Here is a 22096-nt window from a genome sequence, read left to right as displayed (position 1 = left end):
AGCCCTGAGGCAGACACCGTGGGGGCTTTCGGTCACGCCGTCAGCCCCCTGAACCACTGAGGTTCTAGCTTCCCGCCCTGCCGCTTTTTCTGGCGTGGGCGATTGATCTGCATCCCTGGGGTGCTGGCCGTGGTGACGAGACGCCTTCCGTCCGTTTCTGCCTCGGAGTTCTCTCATGCCTCTCGCGCTCTACCTGCTTGCCCTGGCGGTCTTCGCCATGGGCACCTCTGAATTCATGCTCGCCGGCCTCGTGCCGGACATCGCCGCCGACCTCGACGTCTCGGTGGGGACCGCCGGCCTGCTCACATCCGCCTTCGCCGTCGGGATGGTCCTCGGCGCGCCGGCCATGGCCACCTTCGCCCGCCGGTGGCCCGCACGGGCCACGCTCCTCGGCTGCCTGGCGCTCTTCGCCGCCTGTCATGTCGTCGCCGCGACCACTCCGTCCTTCGCCGTGCTGTTCGGAACCCGGGTGGTGGCGGCGGTCGCGAACGCCGGGTTCCTGGCGGTCGCGCTCAGCACCGCGACCCGCCTCGTGGCCCCCGACCAGAAGGGACGCGCGCTCGCGGTCCTGCTCTCCGGTACGACGCTCGCCACCGTCGCCGGCGTGCCCGCCGGCGCGCTGCTCGGCGCCGCTCTGGGGTGGCGTGCGACGTTCTGGGCGGTGGCGCTGCTGTGCGTACCTGCGGCGTTCGGGATCGCCCGCGGCGTACGGTCCCGCACTCGGGGGACACCTGATGGGCCTGGTCCCTCCTTGGTCTCCGAGCTCGCCCAGCTCAGAGCGCCACGCCTGCTCGTCGCGATGCTCCTGGGTGCTCTGGTCAACGGTGGAACCTTCGCCGCGTTCACCTTCTTGGCACCGATCGTGACCGGGACTGCCGGGCTGGACGAGGTGTGGGTGTCGCTGGCGCTGGTGCTGTTCGGCGCCGGCTCCTTCGTCGGGGTCGCCGCTGCCGGGCGGCTCTCCGACCGGTACCCACGTCTGACCATCGGCGTGGCTTCGCCCGCCCTGCTGCTGGGCTGGCTGAGCCTGGCGCTGCTCGCGGACCATGCGGTGCCACTGCTCGTCCTGGTGTTCGTCCAGGGCGCCCTGGCGTTCGCGGTCGGAAGCAGTCTGATCGCGCGGGTGCTCTACGCGGCCTCCGATGCGCCGACCATGGGCGGCTCTTACGCGACCGTGGCGCTCAACGTCGGCGCCGTTGTGGGTCCGGCGATCGGTGCGGCAGCCCTGTCTGGCCACGGCGACCTGGGGCCGGTGTGGGTGGCAGCCGCGCTCACCGGGGTCGCGCTGCTCGCCATGGTGCCGTCGCTGGGTCGCGTGACGGGTTTCGCGGATACGACGGGACGTTCCTGTCGCCCTACCTATCGGTAACGGACAGAAACGTCCCGTCGTATCGCCGCGGGACGACGGTCAGTTCGTGACCGATGGCGGGACTATCTCGACCGGACCCTCGCACCGCGCCCGTACCCAGGCGCGGTGGAAGTCGCTGCCGGGGGCGACCTCGGCGCGGCGCTCGGGTTCGCGGATCAGGTCGACGGGGCACTCGAGCTGCTGTCGCGGCGTGGGTGTCGGGCGAGGGCCGCCGTGCTCGGCGATCGCCTCGGCCAGCGCTTCGGCGACAGGCTTGCGCCGGTGGTCGACGGTGAAGAGACCGAGGTCGTACTCCCGCTCGGGGAAGTCGACCAGCGATCGGTCCAGGTCGTGGGAGCACCACCAGGTGATGCCGTACAGGGCCGGGTTCCGCACGACGTGGTCGACGGTGCCGGTGACGAACTCGCGCACGCTGTCGGGTCCGATCTCCGGCAGGGGAGCGCCGATCTCCTGGAGCCAGACCGGACGCCCGGGCTCGGCGGCGTACGCAGCGGCGAGCTCGACCAGGTAGTCGGCATGCGTGAGCGTGGCCGGCCCCAGGGGCGCGTCGATCGCGCCGACGCCGTTGAAGACCCAGGAGTGCACGGTGCTGAGGTCGCCGAGCGTGGTGACGTCGGCGGGCCCGAAGGGGTGGTCGGGTGCGTAGAAGGCGTCGTCGAAGAGCGAGTGGAGGCAGAGCAGGCTAGGGGCGGCCTTGCGGGCGGTCTCGAGGAGCTCCTGGGCCCAGGAGCGGGACTCGGCGATGGTCGTCGGGTTGGACGGCCACAGGTTGTTGACCTCGTTCCCGAGGGTCAGCGCGAAGACGTTGTCCCTGGAGGCGACCGCGCCGGCGAGGGCGTCGACGTAGGTGCGCAGACCCTCGCGCACCTCGAGGTGGCTGAAGAGCGAGCGCTGGTGGTGGGTGAGCACCCAGGAGGGCAGGAAGTCGAAGCTGGACAGGTGGCCCTGGATCAGGTCGACGCAGACGTCGAGCCCGCGGGCGGCAGCCAGGTCGATGGTGGTGAGCACGTCGTCGACTGCCGAGGACCGGATCAGCGAGCGGTTGGGCTGGATCCACGGCCAGACCGGGAAGATGCGTACGTGGTCGAGGCCGAGACCGGCGAGGTCGTCGAAGTCGCGCGCGATCTGGTCGGCGTCGAAGTCGAGCCAGGAGTAGAACCAGCCGGATGAGGGCACGTGGTTGGCGCCGAAGCGCAACGGGGCAGTCGTCGAGGGTGTCGGAATCGCTGGCACCCGCGCAATATATGGACCTCGACGCTGCGGCGCGAGGTTGAAGACGACCGTGAAGTGAGAATTCTAGTGAGCGAGGACGAGCACTGATGCACGACGACGTACACCTCACCGAAGGCCGAGTGAGCCGGGTCCTCAAGGAGCGCCTGTGGCCGGCGGTCCACACCATCGCGGCGCCAGTGAGCGTTGAGTGGCACGAGCTGCCGGGGGAGCCGATCCCTCCCACGGGCGGGTTGGCCCTTACGTACGAGAAGGTCGAGGTCGGCACCGACTGGGGGCCGGCCTGGGGGACGACCTGGTTCCGGATCACCGGAACGGTGCCCGCGGAGTGGGCCGGTAGGCGGGTGGAGCTGGTCTGCGACCTCGGCTTCGACGTCAACAAGCCCGGCTTCCAGTGCGAGGGGCTGGTCTACACACCCGACGGCGAGCCGATCAAGAGCCTCAACCCGCGCAACCAGTGGGTGCTGGTGGCTTCGGAGGCGGTCGGTGGTGAAGAGGTCGAGCTCTTCCTGGAGGCCGCGGCCAACCCGGTGCTGCTCGACTACCACCCCTTCCTGCCCACCCAGGAAGGCGACATCCGGACCTCCTCGCCCAAGAAGCTCTACACGACCCGTCGGATCGAGCTGGCCGTCTTCGAGGAGGACGTCTTCGAGCTCTGCCTCGACCTGGAGGCGCTCCACGAGCTGCAGGTCGAGCTGCCCGAGGGGCCGCGGAAGTCCCGCATCCTGCAGGCCATCGACGACGCCCTCGATCGGGTCGACCTGCAGCAGGTCGCGGAGACGGCGGCTTCGGCCCGCTCGGCTCTCACTGGGGTCCTCGAGGCGACCTCGCACGACTCCGCCCACCAGATCGCCGCGATCGGCCACGCCCACATCGACTCGGCCTGGCTGTGGCCGGTGCGCGAGACGATCCGCAAGGTCGCCCGCACCACCTCCTCGATGACCGAGCTGCTCGGCGAGGACCCCGACTTCCGCTACGGGATGTCGTCGGCCCAGCAGTACGCCTGGCTCAAGGAGCACCGCCCCGAGGTCTACGCCAAGGTCAAGGCCGCGGTCGCCGAGGGCCGCTTCATCCCGCTCGGCGGCATGTGGGTCGAGTCCGACACCACGATGCCGTCGGGGGAGTCGCTGGTACGGCAGTTCCTCTACGGCCAGCGGTTCTTCGAGACCGAGTTCGGGATCCGCTGCCGTGGCGTCTGGTTGCCGGACTCCTTCGGCTACTCGCCGGCGCTGCCGCAGCTGATGAAGCGGGCGGGGTTCGAGTGGTTCTTCACCCAGAAGATCTCCTGGAACCAGGTCAACAAGTTCCCCCACCACACCTTCGAGTGGGAGGGCATCGACGGATCCCGCATCCTGAGCCACTTCCCGCCGATGGACACCTACAACTCCCGGCTCTCCGGCCAGGAGGTCGCCAAGGCGTCGCGCCAGTTCCGCGAGAACCGTCTCGCCACCGGGTCGATCGCCCCGGTCGGCTGGGGCGACGGCGGTGGCGGAACCACCCGCGAGATGGCCGGCAAGGCCCGCCGGCTCCGTGACCTGGAGGGCTCCGCCCAGGTGTCCTGGCGCCACCCCGACGACTTCTTCTCCGAGGCTCGCGACGAGCTCACGGAGCCGCCGGTGTGGGTCGGCGAGCTCTACCTCGAGCTCCACCGTGCCACCCTCACCTCCCAGCACCTCACCAAGCAGGGCAACCGGCGCTGCGAGCACCTGCTCGTCGAGGCCGAGCTGTGGTCGGCCACCGCCGCTCTGCGCGGCCTGGCCGACTACCCCTACGACGAGCTGGACGCGCTGTGGCAGCAGATCCTGCTGCAGCAGTTCCACGACATCCTCCCGGGCACCTCGATCGCCTGGGTCCACCGCGAGGCAGCTGCCCAATATGCCCGGGTCGCGGAGGCGGCCACGGCCCTGATCGAGCGTTCCCTCACCGCCCTTGCCGGGGAAGGCACGGTCGCGCTGCGTGCCGACGGTCGCTCGGGTGCGGTCACGGCGGCCGAGCCCGTGGCGGCGGCCTCCGTGATCGAGCAGGACGGGACGTACGTCTTGGGGAACGGCCTCGTCCAGGTCACGGTCTCTGCCGAGGGGCTGATCACCTCGGCGCTCGATCTTGCGACCGGGCGCGACGCGATCCCGGCCGGGGCCGAGGCCAACCTGCTCCAGCTCCACCAGGACTTCCCGAACATGTGGGACGCCTGGGACGTGGACCGGTTCTACCGCAACCGGGTCACCGACCTGCGCGAGGTCACCTCGATCTCGGTCACGCCCGACGGGCTGGTCATCGAGCGCCCCATCTCCGCCGACTCCTCGACCACGCAGGTGCTCTCGCTCGCTCCCGGTTCGCGGGTGCTCGACATCTCCCAGAGCACCGAGTGGCACGAGACCGAGAAGTTCCTCAAGGTTGCCTTCCCGCTCGACGTCAAGGCCGAACAGACGCTCGCCGAGACGCAGTTCGGCTACCACCGCCGCCCGACGCATACCAACACCTCCTGGGAGGCGGCGAAGTTCGAGACCTCGATGCATCGCTGGGTGCTGGCTTCGGAACCTGGGTTCGGCGTCGCGCTGGTCAACGACTCGACGTACGGCTTCGACGTCACCCGTCCTACTGCGATGACGACGGAAGTACGGCTCTCGCTACTGCGCGCGCCGCGCTTCCCCGACCCGGAGACCGACCAGGGCGTGCAGACCCATCGCTACGGCCTGGTCATCGGGGCCTCGGTCGCGGCCGCGACCGAGGCGGGCGCTGCGCTGAACACGCCTCCCCGTCCTGTGTCGGGAGCCCGTGCGGTCGAGCCGTTGGTGACCGTCTCCGGCGAGGGTCTGGTGATCTCGAGCGTGAAGCTCGCCGCCGACCGCTCCGGCGACCTGGTCGTACGTGTCTACGAGTCGCTCGGTGCGCGCACCAGCGGCGAGCTGAGAGTTTCGGCTGCGTACGCGACGGTGAGCGAGGTCTCCTTGCTGGAGGACTCGATTACCGCTGTGACCAGCCAGGATCGTGTCGTCCCGCTCCGGCTGGACGCCTTCGAGATCCGCACGTTGAGGTTCCACCGGGTAGAGGAGTAGGTGCGCGAGCGCCTGTGTCTCCGACGTCACCTGCGACATCCACGGCAAGAGACCGTCTGCACCGGCTGACCCGTGGTCCGGCCGCCGCGTTCTGGGAGTATCGTTCGCCCACGAACCGCGGCGGCCGGTCGTGAGGGAGAAGAGGCGGCTTAGATGGGTGTCACGAGCGAGAGCGGGCGGATCGTCGCGGGTGGCCGGAAGGGCACCTACGTACGTCTGGCCGAAGGGCCGCAGGAGCGCCACGTCTCGCGCACCGATCTGGCGCGGAGGCCCGAGGATCTGGGCGACCCGGTGCTGACCGTCGCGCACCTGTCCGACATGCACATCTGCGACCACCAGTCGCCGGCGCGGGTCGAGGTCCTGGACAGGCTCATGGACCCCGACGCCACGACCCGCGAGCTGATCGACGAGATCGGGACGTACCGGGCCCAGGAGCTGCTGACCGCCCAGGTCGGCGCGGCGATGGTCGAGGCGGTCAACGAGATCACCGAGGGCCCCATCGGCGGCGGCCCGCTCGACCTGGCGATCGCGACCGGCGACAACACCGACAACGGGCAGTACAACGAGCTCGACTGGTATCTGACCCTGCTCGACGGCGGCCGGCTGACCCCCGACTCCGGCGACATGCTGCACTACGAGGGCGTCGCAGCCCTGCCGGACAAGCGCTTCTGGCACCCCCAGGGCGAGACGTACGACATGCGCCGGGGAGACCACGGCTTCCCGCTCGTCCCCGGGCTGCTCAAAGCCGTGCGCAAGGCGATCGACTCACCCGGGCTGGAGGTGCCCTGGCTGGCGGTCAACGGCAACCATGACGGGCTGCTGCAGGGCACCGTGCCGGGCAGCTCCGCCATCGGCGAGATCGCGGTCGGCGACCTGAAGGCGATCGCCATGCCCGAGCACTGGACCGACGAGGCCAAGGCGAAGCTCATCGCCGGGCTGATCTCCGGCGACCCGGTGGCGCTCGGGATGCTGGCCGAGCTCGAGCCGTACGAGGTGACCCCCGACCGGCGCCGCCGGCAGACGACGCTGCAGGAGTTCGTCGACTCCCACGTGCACGACGAGGCGAAGCCGCCGGGCCACGGCTTCAAGGCGGGCGGCAAGCCCTACTACCGCTACGACGTCAACGACGAGGTCACCTTCGTCGTCCTCGACACGGTCAACCCGGCCGGCGGCTTTCAGGGATCGATCGATGCCGAGCAGCTGGAGTGGCTCGATGCCGTGCTCGCCTCCACGGACTACGACGAGCGGCTCGCGGTGATCGCCAGCCACCACGACGTGGCCTCGCTGGTCAACGACATGAGCGGCGCCGGCGGCACCCGCCGGGTGCTCAGCGACGAGGTCGAGCAGACCGTCTCACGTCATGAGAGCGCTGTGCTCTGGCTCAACGGGCACACGCATCGTACGTCGGTGAAGCCTCGTGGCTCGTGGTGGGAGGTCACCGCTCCGTCCCTGATCGACTGGCCGCAGCAGGGCCGGATCGTCGAGCTGATCTCCGACGGAGACGTGCTCACCATCGCCACCACGATGCTCGACCACGCCGGTCCCGCCCGCTGGAGCGGCTCGATCGAGGAGGTCGGCCACCTCGCTTCGCTGTCTCGTGAGCTGTCCGCCAACGATTGGCAGGGACCGAAGGTGCGCCTCGCCGAGCACCCGTCGGCAGGGACGGCGCAGGATCGCAACGTACTGCTCCATCTGCTCGATCCGAGGGCCTGAAAGGCCTCCGACACGCCGTTATCTAGCGTATGACAGGCGGGTGGGGTTGCGTGGACCAGCGTTCTCCGCTGGACTACCACCAACCAAGTTCATGCAAGCGGCGTGGACATCAAGCTTTTGGAGGAACGACACGTGAGCTCGACCGCAGCCACAGGGCCTGCGGACCGGCTGGGCCTCAAGTCCGGCATGGTCATCCAGGAACTGGGCTGGGACAACGATACTGATGACGAGCTGCGGGTCGCCATCGAAGATTCCGTCGACGCGGACCTGGTCGACAGCGACTACGGCAACGTGGTGGACGCCGTGCTGCTGTGGTGGCGCGACGACGACGGCGACCTCGTCGACGGTCTCGTCGACGCGCTGACCGACCTCGTCGGAGGTGGGGTCATCTGGTTGCTGACGCCGAAGGTGGGCCGCCCTGGCGCGGTCGACCCGGCCGACATCGCCGAGGCCGCGCCGATCGCCGGACTGTCCCAGACCACCACCGCATCTGTGAGCAAGGACTGGGCCGCGACGCGTCTGCTGGCGCCGAAGACTCCGGTCTGATGCCGGCGAGTCTCGGTGCCTCTGGACACCCACAGGAGACCTAGCGTGAGCCTGGCTACACTCCCAACGGTGTTCTCGACTACGGCTGCCAAGGCGCGCACCGCCGGATCCGCGGCGAAGATCCTGGCTGGCTCCGGCATCGTCCGGCCGGTCAACCCCCTCGGGCTCGCCCGGACCGGCCTGGCGCTGGCGCGCTGGGGCACCGGGCCGGCTGGCGGTTTCATCGGACTCGCCCACCGCTACCCGCGGCGCACCGCGCTCATCGACGAGCTCGGCTCGTTGACGTACGCCGAGCTCGACCGCCGCTCCAACGCGATCGCCCGGGCCCTGGCGGCCCGGGGGGTCGGTGAGGGCGACGGGGTCGCGATCATGTGCCGCAACCACCGCGGGTTCGTCGACGCGACCTTGGCGGTCGCGAAGCTGGGCGCCGATGTGCTCTACCTCAACACCGCCTTCGCCGGTCCGCAGCTCGTCGGGGTGCTGGAGCGGGACAAGCCCGCCCTGATCATCCACGACGAGGAGTTCACCGGGCTGCTGTCCTCGGCGGCCTCGGCCGAGCGCCTGGTCGCGTGGGTCGACTCGGCCGATCCTGGGGAGACCCTCGAGTCGCTGGTCTCCGGCGACGCGCGACCGGTGGCGCCGCCGAAGCGGCACGGGAGGATCGTGATCCTCACCTCCGGCACGACGGGAACGCCCAAGTCGGCGCCGCGTCCGGAGGCTGGGTTCGACGCCGCCGTCGCGCTGATGTCGCGGATGCCGATGAAGGACGGGTGGCGGTGCTTCATCGCCGCGCCGCTCTTCCACACCTGGGGGCTCGCCCACCTGCTCTTCGCCGAACTGCTCGGCACCACGATGATCCTGCGCCGCCGGTTCGACCCCGAGGACGCGCTGGCGACCCTCGCCGAGACCCATGCCGACTCGTTCGTGGTCATCCCGGTCATGATGCAGCGGATCCTGTCGCTGCCGGAGGAGACGCTGGCTGCGTACGACCTGGAGGGGATCGCATCCCGGCTCAAGGCCGTCGCGTCCTCCGGCTCGGCGCTGCCGGGCGATCTCGCGCTGGAGTGGATGGACCGGTTCGGCGACAGCCTCTACAACATCTACGGCTCGACCGAGGTCTCCTACGCCTCGATCGCCGACCCCGTCGACCTGCGGGAGGCGCCGACCTCGGCCGGCAAGATTCCGTGGGGCACACAGATGAAGATCCTCGATGGCGACGGCGTCCCGGTGCCCGATGGTGAGGCCGGCCGGATCTTCGTCGGCAACGGGCTCCTCTTCGAGGGCTACACCAGCGGCGGCGGCAAGGAGGTCGTCGACGGTCTGATGGCGACCGGCGACGTCGGGCGGTTCGGGCCCGACGGTCGGCTCTACGTCGAGGGCCGCGACGACGACATGATCGTCTCCGGCGGCGAGAACGTCTTCCCGCAGGAGGTCGAGGACTGCCTCATCCGCCACCCGCTCGTCGCCGACGCTGCCTGTGTCGGGGTCGACGACGCCGACTTCGGCAAGCGGCTGCGCGGGTTCGTGGTGCTGGTTCCTGGCGCCGAGGGCGACGTCGATGCGGCGTTGAAGGACTGGGTCAAGGAGAATCTGGCTCGCTTCAAGGTGCCGCGCGAGATCGTCGTGACCGACGCTCTGCCGCGCAACGCGACCGGCAAGGTGCTCCGGCGCGAGCTGGCCACCTGGGACAACGAGGCGGCAGAGTCGAACGGCGAGAGGGCGGCAGGGCAGTGAGTGGACTCGAGATCGGTGGTCCGGCTCCGGACTTCACGCTGCGCGACCAGTTCGGTGCCGACGTCACCCTCTCGGACTTCCACGGCAAGAAGGCGGTGGCGATCTTCTTCTTCCCGTTCGCGTTCTCCGGCGTGTGCACCGGTGAGATGAGCGGCCTGCGTGACCGGCTCGACGAGTTCGTCACCTTCGACACCGAGGTGCTGGCGATCTCGTGCGACCCGGTGTACGCCATGCGGCAGTTCGCCGACACCGACCGGCTCAACTTCTCGGTGCTCTCCGACTTCTGGCCGCACGGCGAGGTCGCTCAGGCCTACGACGTCTTCAACGACCGCACCGGCGCCCCGCGGCGCTCCTCCTACATCATCGACAAGTCGGGTGTCGTGCGGTGGGCCGTTCACAACGACAACGCCGACGGCCGCGACCTCGACGAGCATCTCCGGCAGCTCCACGCCGCGGTGTGACGAAGTAGTTTACGGGTCATCAAAGGTCCGTTAACAGGCTGGTTACATGGCTTTTCCTATGCCCTGGGTGGGATCTACTCTTTAGATGTTGAGCCGCTGATGACCCGAGACGTCAGCGGCTCAACTTCCATTTACGGCCCGGTTCGTCGGGCCCGCCCCTGATCGCGTACTCTTGGGGCGCTTCGGACGCATAGCTCAGTTGGTAGAGCGCCTCCCTTACAAGGAGGATGTCGGGGGTTCGAGTCCCTCTGCGTCCACCGCCATCGAAATCGCCATCTGACCTCGGCATAGGCGAAATCCCGGTGGCTGATCTCGGTACCGTACTGCGGATTCTCCCTACTCAGTCCCTACTGGGTTGGGAGTTTGTGTCCAACTTCGTCCCTCTCAGTTGCCGACCGTCCAACGTAGATGGCGTCCGTGCGTTTGGGATTCTTTCGGCGATCGCGTCCAGATCGTGCAAGCGGACTCGGATCAACCGAGGGCCGAAACGGTAGGCAGGTAGGGCTCCGGCTGCGATCCTTCGCCGCAACGTCTTGACCGACTGTCCTAGGTACTCAGAAGCCTGGGCGAGGGTGAGGTAGGGGTTCGAAGTTGTAGCGTCGGTCGGTGCCATGATTGTGTCCCTCTTCTCGTGATCTCCGCGCGAAAGGTCGGTTGCCCATAGGTGGGCACGGGTGTCCAGATGCGTGTCAGTCGCCGATTGCCGGAGCGCGCAGGTCGGTGCAGTGTCGGCGGCCGTCGAGGGGGCGTGGCGTACGCGTGCGGGCGTGATGAGACGTGGGCTGCTTTCGACGCCGCGTGGGACATGGGCTCGCGGCGGTTCCACCGCATGGCGAGGGTCGTTGACGGGCGCGGATTGCAAGGTCCGCGCTGAGCACCCACTGGGACACTCAACGACTCGTTTGAGAGCCTCGGGCTGGGAAGGGCTCGAGCGCTTACGAGGATGTTGTGCTCTGCCTGACGAGAACGCCCATGAGTCCGGCCGGGGCTGGGCGTGAATTTAGCGCGCGGGCGGTCGCCGGCTACGTAGGCCGAAAACTGAAGTGGGTGGTTCGAAACTCGATTCCAGAGCGGTCGCTATGGCGGCCCACGCGAGTCGTCCGCGCGTAGGATGGGCTCCCAGTCAGGGGGTGGCCTCGGAACGTCGACCGAGCATCACTACTGCTTGCGCCACCGCCGCGGCGTCTTTGAGCAGGGTCACGCCCTGCTGGGTCGAGAGAGCGTCGGATTAAGGCCGGCGTGGAAGTCGTGTTTGCCGAGTGCTGCGTCTTGACCCGTCGCGATCAGTGGGGATCGGATCATCGGCTCTACGACGACGCGCTGGCCCTGCAGAGCCCCTCGACCGAGGTCGTCGACCAGGCCCGACGCCACAGCGACACCGGGCCTGGTCGACGGACACCTGCCACGCCCTTTCGGATGACCGCCTTCGTCGGCGCGGACCTCTTCGGCTGCCGCAACCTCGACGACCTGCGTACCGAGCTTGCGGGCGGCCTGTCGGGCAGGGACGGCGGGTGACCGGCTCGGCTTCGATCACACGTCTTCGGTGGTGCAACGATCACCAACATGGTGCTGGAGGACGTGCTCCCGGGTATCCCGGTAGTCGTCCCGCGCTGCGGGTGAGTAGGGCATGCTGTGCCTCTGCATCACCGTCAAATGGTGTACGTCGACCGGGCGGATCATGTCGGCGTGAAGCTGTCGAGCTGGCCGCTCCCGCTCGAGGACGAGAGGTCGCAGGCGGACCTTTCGGCGTTCCGTGAGATGTGCAACGCCCTGGCCTGAGCAGGCCCTGATCCAGGGCCTCGAGGCATTCAGCCGGCCGAGAAGTACGTCACCTGGCAACGGTCGCCAAGCGGACAGCAGCGGGTGATCGTGCCGCCCATCCGCCGGATGCGGGCGAGTTCTGCCAGCAAGGTGCTGACTGGGATCGTGATGGTCTTCCAGGTCATTGGGATCACCTCTGGTGGGTGCGTGTCGGTGGATCGTGGAATTCCAATGAAAGCGACCCACCCTGGAACGTGCGCTGCGCACCTTGGCCAGCCTTGCGGCGCTCGTTGGCCAGGACGTCCACATCTCAGCGGGGCGCGCATCTACCTGTCCTCTCGCCTCGCTGCCCGAATGTCCAACGGGTCCTGCCAACTTGTACAGAACGCGCATCTTTCGCTGTGGCTCACACCACTGAGAGTGATCTCAGTCGCAGCAACATATCGGCACCGACCTCAGGGAGAGACATGACCAGCGAACTCCACGCTCCACAGCTGATCTTCGACAGTCAGATGCTGTACCTCGTCTGGATCCCCGCGGAGCCGGACATCGTCGCCAAGCTCGTTCCCGAGGGGCTCATCCCGCGTGCGGACGGTGCGGTCTACCTCAACCAGTACGTAGTTCAGGATGGCATGCAGACCTCGAACGGCGCGGAGCCGGTCGACACCTTTGGGGCGTACTCGCTTACCTACCTCGGAGCGGACCTTGCCGACCTCGACACCGAGGCGGGCGTGCCGGCGCGGTGGTGGACCCACTACTTCAACAGCTCCGAGGCGATGAACCGCTACGCCGCCGAGCGTGGGGTCCCGACCGGTGTCGGACGCACGACGCTCGAGGTTGTCGACGGGCGAGTCGAGGCGACGACCTACCTTGACGAGCGTCCTGTCATCCGCACGGTCGCGCGTATCGACAACGGCCCGACGGTCCGGTCGACGGGCCAGTTGCGCTACATCACCCGCGGAGATGGCGACGGCTTCACTAGCGGCCGCTACCCGTTCGTCGCCGACCTCGCAAGCGGGTTCGTGGTCGAGTCGCTGGAGTTTCTCGACCCCGAGCACGAGCTCTACGCCTTCCGCCCTGCGGACCCGCTGCAGGTCACCTTCGGCTTCTACTCCCCGAGCATCACCTTCTGCTACCCGGGTGGCGAAGGCCCCCTTGGCAGTTTCCACGGCAGCTGATCCAGCCCAACCCAACAGGAGACAACTGACATGGCACTACTGGAACGAAGCGCCTGGTATGACCTGGCGCGATCGACCGAGTGGACTCCCTCGTACATCAGCGAGGAGGAGCTGTTCCCCCCGGAGATGTCCGGCGGGGAGGGCATTCCAGCCGAGGTGTGGTCGACGTACGACGAGCCGTACAAGGTCACCTACCGCGAGTACGTCGACGTCCAGCGTCAGAAGGACGAGGGGGCCTACTCGGTCAAGGCAGCGCTTGAGCGCGCCGATCTGTACAACAAGGCCGATCCCGGTTGGGTGAGCATCCTCAAGGAGCACTACGCAGCAGTCGCGCTGGTCGAGTACGGCGCCTCCTTCCAGGAAGCCCGCTACGTGCGCTGGTCGAAGGCGCCGGGTATGCGCAACATGGCGACCTTCGGGATGCTCGATGAGATGCGGCACGGCCAGATCCAGTTGTACTTCCCGCACGAGTACATCAACAAGGACCGGCAGTTCGACTGGTCGCACCAGATGATGTGGTCCAACAACTGGGTCGCTCTTGGCGCGCGCCACTTCTTCGACGACATGCTGATGACGCGGGGTGCCGCGGAGACCTCGATCTCGGCGAACTTCGCATTCGAGACCGGCTTCACCAATCTGCAGTTCATCGGTCTGTCCGGCGACGCCGCGAACGCGGGGGACTTCACGTTCTCGAAGCTCATCCAGTCGATCCAGTCCGACGAAGCACGCCACGCCCAGCTCGGCACCCCGCTGCTGCAGATGATGATCGAGAACGGTCAGAAGGCGAAGGCGCAGAACCTGATCGACATCGCCTTCTGGCGCTCCTATCGGCTCTTCACGGTCCTCTCCGGCATCCCGATGGACTACTACGTGCCGCTTGAGGTCCGCGAGTCCTCATTCAAGGAGTTCATGGAGGAGTGGATCGTCACCCAGTTCATGAAGTCCATCGAGGACCTCGGCCTCTCGAAGCCCTGGTACTGGGACATCTTCCTGCGCGACCTGGACGAGCACCACCACGGCCAGCACCTCGGCACGTACTCCTGGCGTCCGACCCTGTGGTGGAACCCCGCCGCCGGCGTCCGCCCGGAGGAGCGCGACTGGCTGGAGGAGAAGTACCCCGGATGGAACGACACGTTCGGGAAGGTCTGGGACGTCATGATCGACAACTTCGTCAGTGGCCGACCAGAGAAGACGGTGCCGGGCACGCTGCCGATGATCTGCAACGTCTCCCAGCTCCCCATCGTCGGGACCCCAGGGCGCTCGCTCAAGGACACCAGCATCGTCTTCGAAGGACGCAAGTATCACTTCGCCTCTGAGGTCGACAAGTGGATCTTCGAGCAGGACCCCGAGCGCTACAAGCACCACAAGAACCTCATCGACCGCTTCCTCGGAGGTGAGATCCAGCCCGCCAACCTCGACGGCGTTCTGGAGTACATGGGTCTCGGCGTGATCAGTCCGGGCGGCGACGACGCCCACGGATACGCCTGGCTCGAGGCCTACAAGACCGCGCTCGCGCCGGTCGGTTGAGAAAGGAGTTAGTCATGGCACTGTTCCCCATTTCCTCGAAGTTCGAAGGCGACTTCGTTCTCAAGCTCGTGCCCGTTGACACCGAGAACACGATGGCGGAGGTGGCTGTGGCCGCCGCCGAGCACTCGGTCGGGGTCCACGTCCCCGACCAGCCCGGCAAGGTCATCCGGGCCCGTGCTGAGGGCACGAGCGAGCCGTACCCGCTCGACATGCAGCTGTCCGCAACCGGCCTTGGACCGACCGACACGGTCGAGTTCTACTTCGAGTGAGAGACCCGAGATGACCACCGACACCAATACCCAAGGCCCGATCAAGGATCCGGTCGGTCCCGTCGTGCAGGCTGGCGAGCTTGCGGACGCGGTCGCCGACGCAGTCCGCATCGACAACGAGACCAAGCGGGTTGACGTACGCAACCGCGGCTCATACGTCCGCATCGAGGTCGAGGGCGGGGAGTGCATCCTGCGCCGGCAGACCATCGAGGACCAGCTCGGCCGTCCGTTCAACATGCGCGACCTCGAGGTCAGCATGCCGTCCTTCGTCGGTCGCATCGAGACCGGCACCGAACAGTTCCGCTTCTGGCTCGGGCAGCAGCCCGCCACCACCAAGGAGGTTTCCTCATGACCACCGCCCCCGTGGCCCTCCGGCCCCAGAAGACCTGGAGCCACCTCGCCGCTCGGCGTCGCAAGCCCAGCGAGTACGAGATCGTCTCCACCAACCTGCTGTGGCACATGCGTGACCAGGAGCAGCCCTGGGACGTGGCCCACGAGGGTCCGATGGCCGACTGGTATCGCCAGTACCGCAACGGCAGCGCAGTCCAACACGAGGACTGGGACGGGTTCCGTGATCCTGACGAGCTCGTCTACCGGACATACAACATCCTCCAGGACGGACAGGAGACCTACGTCGAGGGCCTGCTCGACCAGCACAACGACGAGGAGCACGACAAGGGCCTCGACGCCGAATGGGTAAGCAGCCTAGCCGCGCACTACGCGCCCGGGCGCTACCTGCTGCACACCGTGCAGATGGCCAGCGCCTACCTGGTCCACATGTCGCCGGCGAGCACCATCAGCAACTGTGCGGCATTCCAGTCCGCCGACCAGTTGAGGTGGCTGTCCCACGTCGCCTATCGCACCGCCGAGCTCGCCCAGACGCATCCGTCTGTCGGGCTCGGGACAGCCGAGCGCCCGCACTGGGAGCAACTGCCCGCCTGGCAGCGATTCCGCGAGATGATGGAATGCGTCCTCGCTACCCGGGACTGGGCCGAGGCCTTCGTCGCGCTCAACCTGGTGGCGAAGCCCGCGATCGACGAGGCGTTCTACCGGCAGCAGGGCATCAGCGCGCGGCGCCAGGGTGACACTCTGTTCGCCCTCACCGCCGAGGCCGCGCTGCGTGACAGTGAGCGTTCGCGGCGTTGGTCTGTCGAGCTGGTGCGGCACATGGCCCAACGTCCGGAGAACGTGCTGGTCATCGAGCGGTGGATGGACACCTGGGTGCCGCTCGCCGACGCGGCGATCGAGGCCTACTGTGCGGAACTCCCGGACAACCCGGATGCGGCGAGGAACGCGATCGCCGCCACTCGGACCTTCCGCAGTTCCCTTCCGCTACGGGGCTGAGGCCATGAACCACTCGGAGGCCGCCACCCGTCGTACTTTCCACGTACGCGACGGTGAGGCCCACCAGTTCAACTGCACTGATGGCGACACTCTGCTGCGGGCAGCGCTCCGTGCTCGGGTGCCGGCGACCTACGAGTGCAACAGCGGCGGCTGTGGTAGCTGCAAGTTCACGCTCATCGACGGTGAGGTCCGGCAGGTGCAGGACGCGCCTGCCGGTCTCACCGACCGCGACCGTCGTAAGGGCCGACTGCTGGCTTGCCAGTCGGTGCCGGAGTCCGACTGCACCGTGTCGTTGCTGGTCGACCCCGATGACAGGGGCCTGCCCGTCCCGGCACGGTATGAGGGCGAGGTCATGGCAGCGCGCATGCTCACGCACGACCTGCGGGAGATCAGCGTCGCCGTCGACGCCCCGTTCCTCCCTGGGCAGTTCGCGATGCTGCGCCGGCCCGGCGGAGAGGAGCGGGCGTATTCGATGTCGAACGTCCCTGGCGACGGCGGCATGTGGCAGTTCCAGGTCAAGCGAGTTCCGGGTGGCGCCGAGTCCGGATTCTTCGTCGACGACGTAGCGGTCGGCGACCGGATCGAAGTCGACGGTCCTTATGGCCACGCCCATCTCAAGCCCACGGGCAGGGACGTCGTCTGCATCGCGGGCGGATCGGGGCTTGCCCCCATGGTGTCGGTCGCCCGCGGACTGTCCGCGACGGCGACCGCTGCCGAGAGGCGCCTGCACTTCTTCTACGGCGGCCGGGCGGCACGTGACCTGTGCGCAGGGGAGTTCGTCGGTGAGATCGCCGATCAACTGGCCGAGGTGACCCTCGTCGATGTCATTTCCGACGAGGTCCCCGATGGCTGGGCGGGCGCGCATGGCTTCGTCCATGAGGCAGTCGCCGCCGCGGAGTTGCCCGACCTCGTGGAACGCGACATCTATGTGGCTGGGCCACCGCCGATGACCGACGCCGTGACAAGGCTACTCGTGCGTGAGCTCAAGGTGCCTGCCGATCAGATCCACTACGACCGATTCTTCTAGGAGACAAGACCGATGGCATTCCAGCTCGTGACCACCCTGGACGACCTCTGGGAAGGCGACATGGAGTCCTTCGAGGTGGGCGACAAGGAGATCCTCGTCGCCCACCTCGAGGGCGGCGAGGTGGTCGCCACCCAGGCGATCTGTCCTCACCAGCAGATCGAGCTCGTCGAAGGCGAGCTCGAGGGCGCCGAGCTCACCTGCAAGGCCCACCTGTGGCAGTTCGACCTGCGGACCTGCAAGGGCATCAACCCGGGACACACCGAGATCGCGAGATACCCAGTCCGCATCGACGGCGACGACGTCTACATCGACCCCGACGGCGACACGCCTCGCATCGCGCATTCCTGAGCCGACGACCGACGACAGAAGGAGAAACCCGTGCCGTTCATCCGCATCGACATGTTCCCCGGCCGCACCCTGGAGCAGAAGCGGGAACTGGCGGAGGTGCTGACACGTGAGGTCAGCCGCATCGCCAAGTGCAAGCCGGAGACCATCAACTTCATCTTCACCGACGTCTCCCGCGACAACTGGGGCCGCAACGGCTCCCTCTTCTGCGACGAGTACGAGTACGAGAACGACCCAGAGGACGAGGCTGCCCCAAGCAGCTGAGCTCGCCTGCCACGACCACCCCACCACAAACAAGGAGAACAACCATGGTCAGCCTCAATGCCGACATGGGCGAAGCCTTCGGCATCCACTCGTTCGGCCACGACGACGCGCTGGTCAGGCTCATCGACACGGCCAACGTCGCCTGCGGCTTCCACGCCGGTGATCCCACGGGCATTCGCGAGACGGTCCACAAGGCGGCGGCCGCCGCCGTCACGGTCGGGGCACACCCGGGACTGCCCGACCTGGTGGGCTTCGGACGTCGCGAGATGAAGCTCCAACGCGATGAGACCGCCGACCTCGTGCGGTATCAGGTCGGCTCCCTTGTGGGCTTCCTGGGCGTAGAGGGCATCCCGCTCGACCACATCAAGCCTCACGGCGCGCTCTACGGCATGGCAGCCAGGGACGAGGACATCATGGACGCCATCTGTGATGTCGCCGTTCAGTACGAGGTCCCGGTGTTCGGCATGGCCGGCACCGCGCACGAACGCGTAGCCGACAAGCGGGGTGTTCCGTTCGTCGCTGAGTTCTACGTTGATCTCGGCTATCGCGCCGACGGCAGCCTTATCATCGCCCGCCGGCCGCGCGCCACTCCCGTCGAGGAGGCGCGGGTCCGCGCTCTCAAGGCCCTGACCGAGGGTTTGGCCACCGCGGACACTGGTGAGGACTTCCCGATGCGCGTCGACTCCGTCTGCGTGCACTCCGACACGCCCAATGCCGTCGAGGTGACGGAGGCCGTCCGGGCCGTCATCGACTCCGTTGCCGCACCTGCGATCTGAGAGGAACCATCATGAGCGAGCATGCTTTGACGTCACCAGTTCCAGGTGTCTTCTACCGATGCCCGGCGCCGGGTGAGCCCCCATTCGTCGAGGACGGCGCCGCCGTCGAGGCTGGTCAGGTGATCGGCCTCGTGGAGATCATGAAGCAGTTCACGGAGATCCGCTCCGATGCCGCGGGCGTCCTCAGCTTCGAGGTCGACGACCAGGGCATGGTGGAGCCCGGCGCGACCGTCGCCGTGGTGAAGGCAGGGTGATCGCGATGCGCAAGATCCTCATCGCCAACCGCGGCGAGATAGCGGTCCGGATCGCCCGGGCCGCACGCGAGCTCGGGATCGCAACGGTGGCTATCTATAGCGAGGCCGACGACAACGCGGTCCACCGGAGGGTCGCAGATGAGGCCATCCACATCGGTCCCGCACCGGCAGGTGCCAGCTACCTCAACGTCCCCGTCCTTCTCGAGGCGATCAAGGAGACGCAGGTCGATGGTGTGCACCCGGGCTACGGCTTCCTCAGCGAGAACGCCGACTTCGCCGAGGCTGTTGCCTCGGCAGGGGTGACATGGATCGGACCGGATGCAGAATCGATCCGGCGGATGGGCGACAAGGTCGCTGCCCGTAGCAGCGCTCAGGCGGCCGGGGTACCCACCGTTCCCGGCTCAGACGGAGAGGTTCACGACGTCGCCGAGGCGCTCGACGTCGCTGCGGTCACCGGCTACCCACTGGCTATCAAGGCAAGCGCCGGGGGAGGGGGACGGGGCATCCGCGTCGTCCAGGACGAGTCCGAGCTCGCAGGCGCGATCTCCACCGCCCAGGCCGAGGCCCGAGCGTCATTCGGCAGTGCCGCGGTCTACATCGAACGCTTCGTTCCCCGGGCACGGCACATCGAGGTCCAGATCTTCGGCGACGGTGAGCGCGCCGTGCACCTCGGCGTACGGGACTGCTCGATGCAGCGCCGCCGCCAGAAGGTCGTGGAGGAGGCGGGCGACATCGACCTCCCCACGAAGATTCTCGACGAGATGACCGGTGCTTCCGTGCGGCTCGCACAATCCGCGGGTTACACCGGGGCCGGCACCGTGGAGTACCTCTACGACGAAGACCGCGTGGAGTTCTACTTCATCGAGATGAACACGCGTATCCAGGTCGAGCACCCGGTCACCGAGATGGTCTACGGACGTGACCTGGTGGCCGAACAGCTCAAAGTCGCCTCTGGGCTACCGCTGTCCTTCACGCAGGAGGAACTGGTCCCTCGCGGCCACGCGATCGAGGTCCGTATCAATGCCGAGAACGCCGCCGACGGATTCATGCCAAGTCCCGGCAGGATCACCCGCTTCGACGCGCCCGCCGGACCCTTCGTTCGGGTGGACAGCGGCTTCATGACGGACTCGGTCGTCAGCCCATACTACGACTCAATGATCGGCAAGATCATCGTGTGGGCGGAGGACCGAGACCGCGCCATCGCCCGCCTCGACCGCGCCCTGCATGAGTTGACGGTCGAGGGTGTGGTGACGACAGCGCCGTTCGTGAAAGCGATCATCGACACCGACGAGTTCCGCAAGAGCGCCTACCACACCACCTGGCTTGAGGGCTGGATGGCTGAGCAGGAGCGCCTGGGCCACGGAGTTTGTGATGGCTGAGAGCAGATACTCATGGGGCGCCGATGAACACCTCGTCGTCCAGATCGACGAAGAGATGAATCTCGCAGCGAACTTCAAAGCGATGGCGATCAGCTCTGCGCTGGCAAGCCGCAGCATCGACGGCATCTGGGACATCTGCCCCGCGAACGCCTCGCTTCTCATCAGGTTCGACCCCGACCGGCTGGCTCCGGCGGTGCTCGAGCAGACAGTGCGGGAGATCGAGAGCACGGTGGGTCGGGAGACGTCCCCGTCGCTCAAGACCCGGTTGATCGAGGTGCCGGTCTGGTACGACGACCCTTACACGCGAGAGGTCGGGGCGAAGTTTCGCGACCGGCATCAACGTCCCGAGGGCACCGATCTCGAGTACGCCATGGCCGAGCTCCGGCTGAACAGTGTCGAGGAGTTCGTCGAGCGTCATTCCGCCTCGCCTTGGATCGTGTCCATGGTCGGCTTCGTGTCCGGTCTGCCCTTCATGTTCCAACTGGTGCCTCGCCAGCGACAGATCGATCTGCCGAAGTATCTTCGTCCCCGCACAGAAACGCCGCGGCTGACCGTCGGCCACGGCGGGTGCTTCGCTTGCATCTATTCGGTCAAGGGTGCTGGTGGGTACCAGATGTACGGACTGACCCCACTGCCGATCTTCGACCCGGCTCAGAGCCACGAGGTGTTCGCGGACTCGATGGTGCTCTTCCGCCCGGGCGACATCGTGAAGTTCCGCGCTGTCGACGAGGCCGAGTACCGCGAGCTCGAGGCTGCGGTCGATCGCGGTGAGGATGTCTACCGAATCGTTGACGTCGACTTCGAGCTGGAGGCCTTTCTCGCCGCACCTGACGCCTACAACACTGAACTGTTAGGAGCGCTCGATGTTCATTGAGGTCATCGAACCGGGTCTGGCCACGACGATCCAGGATCTCGGACGCATCGGAGCCTACAACGTGGGCATTCCGCCCTCCGGCGCTCTCGATCAACGCTCCGCCCGCATCGCGAACATGCTGGTCGGCAATCCCGAGACCGCGGCAGTGCTCGAGGCGCCGTACCTGGCGCCCAAGCTGTCCTTCGCGGGGCCGGCGATCATCGCGGTGGCCGGTGCTGTCGCGCAGGTGTTGATCAATGGCGACGAGCGGCCGGCGTGGAGCGCGATCGAGGTCGGTGAGGGCGACGTCTTGTCGTTCGGCTTCGTCTCGGCCGGCGCGCGAATCTACATCGCGGTCGCCGGTGGGATCGACACGCCGCCCATGCTCGGGTCGCGCTCGACCTATGCGCTCGGCGGCCTCGGTGGTCTACACGGCAAACCTCTGGCGGCCGGTGACCAGTTGCCCATCGGTGACACGGCCGGCGTCTTCGTGCCCCGCGAGCTGCCCGAGGAGCACAGACCGCTCTGGAGTCGGCAGGTCGAGCTGCGGGTCGTCCTCGGGCTCTACGACTACCGCCTGACCGACCTCGCACGCGAGGTGCTGTTGAAGTCCGAGTGGAGGTTGACCCCGGTCGCGGACCGCACCGGGTTCCGTTACGACGGACCTCAGCTCGATTTCATTGAGCGGGAGCAGCCATTCGGTGCCGGGTCAGACCCGTCGAACATCGTCGACGCGGGCTACCCGATCGGATCGATTCAAGTCCCGAGCGGATCAGAGCCGATAGTGCTGCATCGGGACGCCGTCTCCGGCGGCGGCTATGCCCAGGTCGGCACTGTGATCAGCGTCGACATGGATCTGGTCGGGCAGTGCGCTCCGGGTACGATGACCCGGCTCGTTTCCGTCACCCTCGATGAAGCCCTCGAGGCCCGGGCCCAGGCCCACGAGCGTCTCGACAAGGTGCGTGCCATTCTCACCGGCTGAGCCTCGCGCGGTTGCCCGCGGCCCGGTT

The 22096-nt window shown here is 67.4% G+C and carries 23 protein-coding genes and 1 tRNA gene; 21 read left to right on the top strand and 3 right to left on the bottom strand.

Annotation, left to right across the window (positions count from 1 at the left end):
* Positions 1-175: 175 nt before the first annotated feature.
* Entirely contained in the window at positions 176-1369 is a 1194-nt protein-coding gene (locus ABZU72_RS12465; RefSeq protein WP_355019165.1) for a Cmx/CmrA family chloramphenicol efflux MFS transporter, read from the top strand.
* Between the two features lie 39 nt (positions 1370-1408).
* Here the strand turns inward: ABZU72_RS12465 and ABZU72_RS12460 are convergent, their stop codons facing one another.
* A complete protein-coding gene (locus ABZU72_RS12460) occupies positions 1409-2602 on the bottom strand; it encodes a glycosyl hydrolase (protein ID WP_355019164.1) in 1194 nt (397 codons plus the stop codon).
* A gap of 86 nt (positions 2603-2688) precedes the next feature.
* Between ABZU72_RS12460 and ABZU72_RS12455 the strand changes: the two genes are divergently transcribed.
* From ABZU72_RS12455 to ABZU72_RS12430, 6 genes are all read left to right on the top strand, one after another.
* Entirely contained in the window at positions 2689-5655 is a 2967-nt protein-coding gene (locus tag ABZU72_RS12455) for a glycoside hydrolase family 38 C-terminal domain-containing protein (protein ID WP_355019163.1), read from the top strand.
* Positions 5656-5808: 153 nt separating this feature from the next.
* Positions 5809-7368: a TIGR03767 family metallophosphoesterase gene (locus ABZU72_RS12450; RefSeq protein WP_355019162.1), complete on the top strand. Its 1560-nt coding sequence runs from the start codon at positions 5809-5811 to the stop codon at positions 7366-7368.
* A gap of 132 nt (positions 7369-7500) precedes the next feature.
* Positions 7501-7914 carry a DUF3052 domain-containing protein gene (locus ABZU72_RS12445; protein WP_355019161.1) on the top strand — a complete coding sequence of 138 codons (414 nt, stop codon included), beginning with the start codon at positions 7501-7503 and terminating at the stop codon, positions 7912-7914.
* 69 nt (positions 7915-7983) lie between these two features.
* The gene (locus ABZU72_RS12440; RefSeq protein ID WP_355019160.1) at positions 7984-9648 is read left to right on the top strand and encodes an AMP-binding protein; all 1665 of its coding nucleotides are present in this window, start codon (positions 7984-7986) and stop codon (positions 9646-9648) included.
* Positions 9645-10109, top strand: a complete 465-nt coding sequence (locus ABZU72_RS12435; RefSeq protein ID WP_091051975.1) for a peroxiredoxin — start codon at positions 9645-9647, stop codon at positions 10107-10109. Before ABZU72_RS12440 ends, ABZU72_RS12435 begins: the two co-directional genes overlap by 4 nt.
* Before the next feature lie 184 nt (positions 10110-10293).
* Positions 10294-10366, top strand: a tRNA-Val gene (locus ABZU72_RS12430).
* Between the two features lie 83 nt (positions 10367-10449).
* On the opposite strand, the gene ABZU72_RS12425 is transcribed toward ABZU72_RS12430, so the two are convergent.
* Positions 10450-10722 carry a helix-turn-helix domain-containing protein gene (locus ABZU72_RS12425; protein WP_355019159.1) on the bottom strand — a complete coding sequence of 91 codons (273 nt, stop codon included), beginning with the start codon at positions 10720-10722 and terminating at the stop codon, positions 10450-10452.
* 656 nt (positions 10723-11378) lie between these two features.
* Between ABZU72_RS12425 and ABZU72_RS12420 the strand changes: the two genes are divergently transcribed.
* Positions 11379-11624, top strand: coding sequence for a hypothetical protein (locus ABZU72_RS12420; RefSeq protein ID WP_355019158.1), 246 nt, complete (start codon positions 11379-11381; stop codon positions 11622-11624).
* Between the two features lie 293 nt (positions 11625-11917).
* On the opposite strand, the gene ABZU72_RS12415 is transcribed toward ABZU72_RS12420, so the two are convergent.
* A complete protein-coding gene (locus ABZU72_RS12415) occupies positions 11918-12055 on the bottom strand; it encodes a hypothetical protein (protein WP_355019157.1) in 138 nt (45 codons plus the stop codon).
* Between the two features lie 282 nt (positions 12056-12337).
* Between ABZU72_RS12415 and ABZU72_RS12410 the strand changes: the two genes are divergently transcribed.
* From ABZU72_RS12410 to ABZU72_RS12350, 13 genes are read left to right on the top strand one after another with little or no spacing between them, the layout of a single operon-like run.
* On the top strand, positions 12338-13048 hold the full coding sequence (locus ABZU72_RS12410; protein ID WP_355019156.1) for a hypothetical protein: 711 nt from the start codon (positions 12338-12340) through the stop codon (positions 13046-13048).
* A gap of 30 nt (positions 13049-13078) precedes the next feature.
* Positions 13079-14575 (top strand): YHS domain-containing protein, encoded by a 1497-nt coding sequence (locus tag ABZU72_RS12405; protein WP_355019155.1) that lies wholly within the window; start codon positions 13079-13081, stop codon positions 14573-14575.
* A gap of 14 nt (positions 14576-14589) precedes the next feature.
* Positions 14590-14844, top strand: coding sequence for a toluene-4-monooxygenase system B family protein (locus tag ABZU72_RS12400; protein WP_355019154.1), 255 nt, complete (start codon positions 14590-14592; stop codon positions 14842-14844).
* Positions 14845-14854: 10 nt separating this feature from the next.
* The gene (locus tag ABZU72_RS12395) at positions 14855-15196 is read left to right on the top strand and encodes an MmoB/DmpM family protein (RefSeq protein ID WP_355019153.1); all 342 of its coding nucleotides are present in this window, start codon (positions 14855-14857) and stop codon (positions 15194-15196) included.
* Positions 15193-16188: a toluene monooxygenase gene (locus ABZU72_RS12390; protein ID WP_355019152.1), complete on the top strand. Its 996-nt coding sequence runs from the start codon at positions 15193-15195 to the stop codon at positions 16186-16188. Before ABZU72_RS12395 ends, ABZU72_RS12390 begins: the two co-directional genes overlap by 4 nt.
* Before the next feature lie 4 nt (positions 16189-16192).
* Positions 16193-17215, top strand: a complete 1023-nt coding sequence (locus ABZU72_RS12385; RefSeq protein WP_355019151.1) for a 2Fe-2S iron-sulfur cluster-binding protein — start codon at positions 16193-16195, stop codon at positions 17213-17215.
* Positions 17216-17227: 12 nt separating this feature from the next.
* Positions 17228-17563, top strand: a complete 336-nt coding sequence (locus ABZU72_RS12380) for a Rieske 2Fe-2S domain-containing protein (protein WP_355019150.1) — start codon at positions 17228-17230, stop codon at positions 17561-17563.
* A gap of 30 nt (positions 17564-17593) precedes the next feature.
* Positions 17594-17824 carry a tautomerase family protein gene (locus ABZU72_RS12375; protein ID WP_355019149.1) on the top strand — a complete coding sequence of 77 codons (231 nt, stop codon included), beginning with the start codon at positions 17594-17596 and terminating at the stop codon, positions 17822-17824.
* Between the two features lie 44 nt (positions 17825-17868).
* Positions 17869-18600, top strand: coding sequence for a 5-oxoprolinase subunit PxpA (gene pxpA / locus ABZU72_RS12370; RefSeq protein ID WP_355019148.1), 732 nt, complete (start codon positions 17869-17871; stop codon positions 18598-18600).
* An 11-nt stretch (positions 18601-18611) separates the two neighbouring features.
* Positions 18612-18854, top strand: a complete 243-nt coding sequence (locus ABZU72_RS12365; RefSeq protein ID WP_355019147.1) for an acetyl-CoA carboxylase — start codon at positions 18612-18614, stop codon at positions 18852-18854.
* A gap of 5 nt (positions 18855-18859) precedes the next feature.
* Positions 18860-20233, top strand: coding sequence for an acetyl-CoA carboxylase biotin carboxylase subunit (locus ABZU72_RS12360; protein ID WP_355019146.1), 1374 nt, complete (start codon positions 18860-18862; stop codon positions 20231-20233).
* A complete protein-coding gene (locus ABZU72_RS12355) occupies positions 20226-21107 on the top strand; it encodes a carboxyltransferase domain-containing protein (RefSeq protein WP_355019145.1) in 882 nt (293 codons plus the stop codon). Before ABZU72_RS12360 ends, ABZU72_RS12355 begins: the two co-directional genes overlap by 8 nt.
* Positions 21097-22068: a biotin-dependent carboxyltransferase family protein gene (locus ABZU72_RS12350; RefSeq protein ID WP_355019144.1), complete on the top strand. Its 972-nt coding sequence runs from the start codon at positions 21097-21099 to the stop codon at positions 22066-22068. Before ABZU72_RS12355 ends, ABZU72_RS12350 begins: the two co-directional genes overlap by 11 nt.
* Positions 22069-22096: the final 28 nt, after the last annotated feature.

Origin of the sequence: Nocardioides sp. NPDC004968, from assembly GCF_040608935.1 — a bacterium.
Lineage (GTDB): Bacteria > Actinomycetota > Actinomycetes > Propionibacteriales > Nocardioidaceae > Nocardioides.
Note: the sequence above shows the minus strand (reverse complement) of the source record. Positions and strands in the feature narration are given on the sequence as shown.